The sequence below is a fragment of the Yoonia sp. genome (assembly GCF_036007805.1).
GTDB lineage: Bacteria > Pseudomonadota > Alphaproteobacteria > Rhodobacterales > Rhodobacteraceae > Yoonia.
The window spans coordinates 1-5452 of record NZ_DASYOK010000245.1; the positions used below are offsets into that span (position 1 = coordinate 1).

Below are 5452 nucleotides of genomic sequence, written 5' to 3' on the forward strand. Positions count from 1 at the left end.
AAGCCGGTCCAGTCGTTGCCCATCATCACAGGGGCAGGCGCAACAGCAACAGGTGCGGGTGCGGGCGCTTCCACTGGCTCGGAAAGTCCGCCAGCTGATGCCATACCGGCGACGATCGCCAAAGGTGCGGCCAACATGCTCGTGCGGGCGAAATTCGATGTCATCTTCATTATAGTCTCCGTTAATTCGGTTGTTGTGTGGGGTACAAGTGACACTTCGTTTCCGAGATTCAACGGGTCTCACGGGGCTGTGACTGCAATAGGCTAAAACTGGCGGAAAGAGGCCGTTCGCATGAGCCAAATCTGGCCGATTTTCCAAGAAAAACAGCGAAATGCGCGTATATTAACATAGATCAATCACACATCTTTGTGATGCTGTAAAATGGTTCGCTGTTGCCTAAAGCGACAAGCGACCACCAGTGAGCGGACTAGGCACACCTGTCGTCTGCGGTCCTGACAATGCATACCCCCGCGCCGCGCGTACCGCCAGATAGGCAAAGGCCTGTGCCTCGAGCATGTCACCATCCAGACCCACGGATTCAACGGGGATCACCGCGCAGGAAAGCGCCCGCGCCAGACCGGCCATGACCGTCTTGTTGTGCCGCCCGCCGCCGGTGACCAAAAGCTGCGCGGGCATGGTTGGGCAAAGGGCAAGGGCCGCGCCCACCGATTGCACCACGGCCGCGGCAAGTGTGGCCAGTGCATCGGCGTCAGGTAAATCTGCAACGGCCCGGACCAGCCCGTCAAAGGCATCGCGGTCAAGCGATTTGGGAGCGGGTTTGGTGAAATAAGGATGGGCCATGAAGGCCGCAAGGATACCGGCATCCGCCTGCCCTTGGGCTGCCAGCCCGCCGTCCGCGTCATAGTCTACCCCGTGGCGCAGGCGCATCAGGTCATTCATCGGCGCATTGGCAGGGCCGGTATCAAAGGCCAGCAGGGCCGCGGGATCTTCGGGCACCTCACAGGCAGGATTGACCCACGTGATATTGCCGACACCGCCAAGGTTCAGAAAGGCGACCGGTGCTTGTGCCTTGATCCATTTGGCCAAGGCAAAGTGATAGAAAGGCGCCAGCGGCGCGCCCTGCCCGCCTGCGGCCACATCGGCGCTGCGAAAATCCCACGCCACAGGATACCCCAGGGCCGCCGCCAGCCGCGCCCCGTCGCCACATTGATGGGTCCCGCGGCCACCTGGATCATGGGCAAGGGTCTGGCCATGGAAACCCGCAAGCTGGATTTCTTTGAAAGGTTTCATCAGGGCGATATGCGCGTCTTCGACAATCTGTGCCGCCTTACTGCAATCCGCATCCTGCCAGCGGCCCAAATGCGCTTTCAGGACCGCTTGTTCGGCGGCACTATAGGGCCGGTAGGCACTGGGCCCGAAACCCGCAATCTGCCTGCCATCGGTGTGCAAAACGGCCGCATCCACCCCGTCAAGCGACGTGCCCGACATGGTGCCAAGCACGGTGATCACGCCTTCTTGCAACATCTACTTTCCCTATGTGTTCGTCCTCACTATAGAGTGCACCGAGACAATGCCGGGAACAAGCCAATGACCTACCATCCGAAATCCGAATTCATGAACGTCATGATGCAGCGCGGCTTTCTGGCCGACTGCACGGATTATCAGGGCCTAGATGAGGCGCTGAGCAAAGGGGTCGTGCCGGCCTATATCGGCTATGACGCAACGGCGAAATCCCTGCACGTTGGCCACCTGATGAACATCATGGTCCTGCGCTGGCTGCAAAAATGCGGGCACAAGCCGATCACCCTGATGGGCGGCGGCACCACCAAGGTGGGCGATCCGTCGTTCCGTGCCGATGAACGCCCTTTGCTGGACGATGCGGCGATTGCCGACAACATTGCAGGCATGCAGAAAGTCTTTGCGCAATACCTGACCTATGGGGATGGTCCGAAAGACGCGATCATGCTCAACAATGCCGAATGGCTTGACGGGTTGAACTACCTCTCTTTCCTGCGGGACATCGGGCGGCATTTTTCCGTGAACCGGATGCTGTCTTTCGAAAGCGTGAAATCCCGGCTGGACCGTGAACAGTCACTTTCGTTCCTCGAATTCAACTACATGATCCTGCAAGCCTATGATTTTCTTGAACTGAACCGCCGCTATGGCTGCCTTCTGCAAATGGGCGGCTCGGACCAGTGGGGCAATATCGTCAACGGGATCGACCTGACGCGGCGCGTGCTGGATCAGGAAATCTACGGCATGACAACGCCGCTGCTGACCACATCTGACGGCCGCAAAATGGGCAAGTCCCAAGGCGGCGCGATCTGGCTGAACGGTGATATGCTGTCACCTTATGAATTCTGGCAGTTCTGGCGCAACACGACAGATGCCGACACAGGCAAGTTTCTGAAAATCTTCACCGAACTGCCAGTGGAAGAATGCGACCGTCTGGGCGCGCTGGAAGGCTCCGAGATCAACGCCGCCAAGATTATTCTGGCCAATGAGGTCACAACCCTCTTGCACGGGGCCGAGGCTGCCAAGGCAGCGGAAGCCACGGCCCGCGAAGTCTTTGAGAAGGGCGGCGTCGGTGATGACCTGCCGACGCTGACGTTAACAGACGATGAGTTGGGCGATGGTATCTCGATCGTGCAGTTGATTGTGAAATCGGGCCTTGCCAAAAGCGGGAAAGAGGCCAAACGCCTTATCGCTGAAAACGGTGCGCGGTTGAATGATGAACCGCTGACCGATGCAGGCCTGATGGTGGATTCTGCACAGCTTGCCACACCAATCAAGCTGAGCGCGGGTAAAAAGCGTCACGCTTTGGTGCAACTGGGCTAGCGGAAGGCAAAGGTAAAGCAATGACGGATTATCTGGTCTACGACGTCTTTACCGACAGGGCTTTTGACGGCAATCAGCTCGCGGTTTTCCCCGATGCGCGCGGGCTGCCCGAGGCAAATCTGCAAAAGATCGCGCGTGAATTCAACTTCTCGGAAGTAACCTTTGTGTATCCGCCAAAGGATCCCGCACATACTGCAAAGGTGCGCATCTTCACCCCGACAATGGAGATCCCTTTCGCGGGGCATCCCACCATCGGCACGGCAATCGCACTGCGCGATGCAGGCCACGAAGGCCCGCTGACCCTAGAGCTGGGCATTGGCCCGATCATCTGTGATTTTGCAGGCGATAGCGCCGCGTTCACAATCAACGCACCACTGACGCGGCTTGCGACGCCCGATCCGGCATTTGTTGCACAGGCGCTTGGGCTGGAGAAAGCGGCGATTGATCTGACCACACATGCCCCCGTGCAAGCCACAATTGGGCTGCCTTTTGTGCTGGTTGCACTGCGCAGCAAAGATGATCTTGATACTTGCGTCCCATCGGTCGCACACATCCGGCAAGGTGCCGAAACCTACCCTGCCAGCATAGATTTCGCGCTCTACGCTTATGTCCGCGACGGCAACCACATTGACGCACGCATGTTCGCACCGCTTGATAACATCCCCGAAGACCCCGCCACAGGAAGTGCGGCAGCCACGCTCGCCGCATTGCTGACCGAGGAACTGGGCCAAGATCTGACCCTTGATATCCTGCAGGGCGAAAAGATGGGCCGCCCGTCCAATATTTCCGCCACCACACGCCATGGCAATCCTGTTGCTGTCACCATCGCGGGCAAAGCTGTGCGCACGATGCAAGGCACGCTTTTGGTCTAATCTTCTGGAAACCGGCGGCCTGCCCCGCTATCACGAGATCAGGACACAAAGAGGCCGGTATGACGACGACCATTCTTGAGCGCTGCGAAGCCAACGGGCTGCGGATGACAGACCAGAGGCGCACGATTGCTGCGGTATTGCAGGAAGCGGAGGATCATCCGGACGTCGAAGAGCTTTACAACCGTGCCTCGGCGGTCGATGCGCGGATTTCACTGGCAACGGTGTACCGCACAGTCAAACTGTTTGAAGAGACCGGTATCCTTGAAAAGCATGAATTCGGCGACGGCCGTGCGCGCTATGAGGCGGCGGATCGCGAACACCATGACCACCTGATTGATGTGCATTCGGGCGAAGTGATCGAATTTGTCGACCCTGAAATCGAAGAACTCCAAGAACGGATCGCGGCGAAACTGGGTTACCGTTTGATGGGACACCGGCTAGAGCTCTACGCGGTGCCCCTTACAGATAAGGACGACTAAGCGTGGACAATATCCGCGGCGCAGGCTTCATGGTCTTTGCGATGCTCTGCTTTGCATTCGAGGATGGCATGATCAAGCTGTTGGCGGCGGATATGCCGGTGGGACAGATCATTTCCATTGCCTGTTTTGGCGGCCTGATCGGCTTTCTGGTCTGGTCGGCAATCAAAGGCGATGCACTGTGGCAGCCGGACTATCTGAACCGCAAAGTCCTGCTGCGCAGTGCCTCTGACACCGCGGGTTCCATTCTGTTTGCCACCTCTCTTGCTCTTGTCCCGCTCACAACGGCCTCGGCGGTCATTCAGGCCACACCATTGGTGGTCACACTGGGTGCGGCGCTTTTTCTTGGTCAAGCAGTCGGCTGGCGACGGTGGATTGCGATTGTGATCGGGTTCATCGGCGTGCTGATCATCATCCGCCCCGGCATGGAAGGGTTTACCCCCGCCACCTTGCTGGCCGTTGCGGGGATGCTCGGGCTTGCGGCGCGTGATCTGATCACCCGCAGCCTGACGGTGAACCTCAATGGTCCCCAGCTTGCGACCCATACCTTTGCCCTGATCGTGCCAGCGGGCTTGCTGGTCACAGTCTTGCGCGGGCAAAGCTTTGTCATGCCAGATGCGTATCAATCGCTGATCCTTTTCGGCACCATCGTGGTCGGCATGATTGCCTATCTCGCCATTCTCGCGGCAACCCGTGGCGGCAATGCAGGCATCATTTCGTCATTCCGTTACAGCCGCATGATCTTTGCACTGATTGTCGGCTATCTGATGTTCCGCGAAGTTCCCGATATGCCAACCGTCATCGGAGCGGCGATCATCATGGCCACCGGCATCTATACCTTGTGGCGCGAGGCCCGCCTGCACCGCGCTTCCCTTCAACCCGGTCCCGCGCTATAGAAGCGCTGATAACGCTAACACCCGCCCTCAGGAGCATCCCCATGAGCACGATCATCGACATCCACGCCCGCGAAATTCTGGACAGCCGGGGCAACCCGACAGTCGAGGTTGACGTGATTTTGGAAGACGGCACCATGGGCCGCGCCGCTGTTCCGTCAGGCGCATCGACAGGCGCGCATGAAGCGGTCGAAAAGCGCGACGGCGACAAATCCCGTTATATGGGCAAAGGCGTGCTGGAAGCCGTCGCCGCCGTAAACGGTGAAATCGCCCAAGCGATCCTTGGCTTTGACGCGACCGAGCAAGTCGCCATCGACATGGCGATGATCGAACTGGACGGCACCCCGAACAAAGCCCGCCTTGGCGCGAATGCGATCCTTGGCGTGTCCATGGCGGTGGCCAAAGCTGCGGC

General features: G+C 58.7%; 5 protein-coding genes and 1 pseudogene. 5 read left to right on the forward strand and 1 reads right to left on the reverse strand.

Annotation, left to right across the window (positions count from 1 at the left end):
* Positions 1 to 396: 396 nt before the first annotated feature.
* Complete coding sequence (locus VGP75_RS13285) at positions 397 to 1485, reverse strand: anhydro-N-acetylmuramic acid kinase (protein ID WP_327544132.1); 1089 nt, start codon at positions 1483 to 1485, stop codon at positions 397 to 399.
* 63 nt (positions 1486 to 1548) lie between these two features.
* On the opposite strand from VGP75_RS13285, the gene tyrS reads away from it, so the two are divergent.
* From tyrS to eno, 5 genes and pseudogenes are all read left to right on the forward strand, one after another.
* The gene (gene tyrS / locus VGP75_RS13290; protein WP_327544133.1) at positions 1549 to 2799 is read left to right on the forward strand and encodes a tyrosine--tRNA ligase; all 1251 of its coding nucleotides are present in this window, start codon (positions 1549 to 1551) and stop codon (positions 2797 to 2799) included.
* A 20-nt stretch (positions 2800 to 2819) separates the two neighbouring features.
* Positions 2820 to 3671 carry a PhzF family protein gene (locus tag VGP75_RS13295; protein ID WP_327544134.1) on the forward strand — a complete coding sequence of 284 codons (852 nt, stop codon included), beginning with the start codon at positions 2820 to 2822 and terminating at the stop codon, positions 3669 to 3671.
* A 59-nt stretch (positions 3672 to 3730) separates the two neighbouring features.
* Positions 3731 to 4150, forward strand: a complete 420-nt coding sequence (locus tag VGP75_RS13300; RefSeq protein ID WP_110279008.1) for a Fur family transcriptional regulator — start codon at positions 3731 to 3733, stop codon at positions 4148 to 4150.
* Positions 4151 to 4152: 2 nt separating this feature from the next.
* Positions 4153 to 5043: a DMT family transporter gene (locus VGP75_RS13305; protein WP_327544135.1), complete on the forward strand. Its 891-nt coding sequence runs from the start codon at positions 4153 to 4155 to the stop codon at positions 5041 to 5043.
* A 41-nt stretch (positions 5044 to 5084) separates the two neighbouring features.
* Positions 5085 to 5452 (forward strand): annotated as a pseudogene (eno, locus tag VGP75_RS13310) (phosphopyruvate hydratase); the annotation flags it as partial.

What these genes read in the sequence shown, in the direction of transcription:
- VGP75_RS13285 (WP_327544132.1), bottom strand. Translation starts at nt 1,485, where the DNA reads ATGTTGCAAGAAGGCGTGATCACCGTGCTTGGCACCATGTCGGGCACG.
- tyrS (WP_327544133.1), top strand. Translation starts at nt 1,549, where the DNA reads ATGACCTACCATCCGAAATCCGAATTCATGAACGTCATGATGCAGCGC.
- VGP75_RS13295 (WP_327544134.1), top strand. Translation starts at nt 2,820, where the DNA reads ATGACGGATTATCTGGTCTACGACGTCTTTACCGACAGGGCTTTTGAC.
- VGP75_RS13300 (WP_110279008.1), top strand. Translation starts at nt 3,731, where the DNA reads ATGACGACGACCATTCTTGAGCGCTGCGAAGCCAACGGGCTGCGGATG.